A 1,103-nucleotide genomic window follows, 5' to 3' on the forward strand; every position below is an offset into this window, starting at 1 on the left:
AGCGCATGTTTTCGTTTATTCTGTTTTCTATAAACTCGATTTCACATAATAACTTATGACTAATCTCTTCGTTTAAGACTCGTATATGCGATTTAACATTTTCTATTTTCTCGAAGTATTCATTTTGGAGTTTGAGATCTCTCTGAATGCTGCTTAACTCCATAAGTCTTTCTAATAAATAAACAGAGTCTTCATTCGAATTTACAATATCTAGTAATTTTCTATTGATCGCGTCTAATTCATGTGTTGTTTCAGAAATACTTTCAGCAAGTGTTTTCTTTTCTTCTTGCAGTTGCTGCCTAATGATTTTCACAATACCATTGTGAAAATCATTAACTTTACTTAGTTTGTCACTATTTACCTCAGGGAAAAACTCAATGATAGAATTGAAGCTATTCCTACTGATGTTTGAGTTACCTGCTAGGTTAGATTCTACTCTGCTTAACTTAGAGTTTAGCTCATACTGTAGCTGGACTAAGCGATCTTTATCTTCTTTTAACGATAAGCTTTTATTATTGATGATGCGCTGTATGTCGGAAACATTTCCGCTTAGTGTTTTTTTAATATTGCAGATTTCATTTTCTAATGCTATTAATTCCTCTGAGTTTTTAATGGATTGGCGTTTGGTTATTTTCTTTATCGCACCTACATTAAATGTCCCATTTATATCATTTTTCGTCTTTGTCTCTTTGTCCTTCTGTATTTCTAAGGCTTCGATTGTCCAGTACTTGTCGAATATTTGAAGAATACGCTTTCTTATTGATGTCCAATTTTCTTTGCTTGCTATATTGAGTGGACGTTTGTCGCTGTAATTATCTCTTTGATAAATTCGCGAAAATCCACTTACGCACTCTCTAAATGATATGTTTTCCCTTTCAGGGAAGTATCTCTCCTGTAGTAATTTTGTAAATTCCTTTAGTGAGATGTTTTCTTGTGATTCACAATTAAAGACAATGTTTATATCTTTAGTGTCTCTTATAAATGTATATGTTTTTTCGAATTCAAATGTGACGATGACTTTGAAATCCCCTATATTTCTTATTACATCATCACATTTGTTTGGAAAATCTGTTCCGCCAAATGCAAAGTCAATAAGCATTAAT

Annotated in this window: 1 protein-coding gene; it reads right to left on the reverse strand. The window is 32.1% G+C overall.

The genetic code is table 11. From position 1 onward, the window contains the following. The coding region (locus GOU96_RS17705; protein WP_324702089.1) for a hypothetical protein at window positions 1-1,103 on the reverse strand (1,103 nt) is incomplete at both ends.

It is taken from the genome of Vibrio sp. R-1 (genome assembly GCF_035615595.1).
Classification (GTDB): domain Bacteria; phylum Pseudomonadota; class Gammaproteobacteria; order Enterobacterales; family Vibrionaceae; genus Vibrio; species Vibrio cholerae.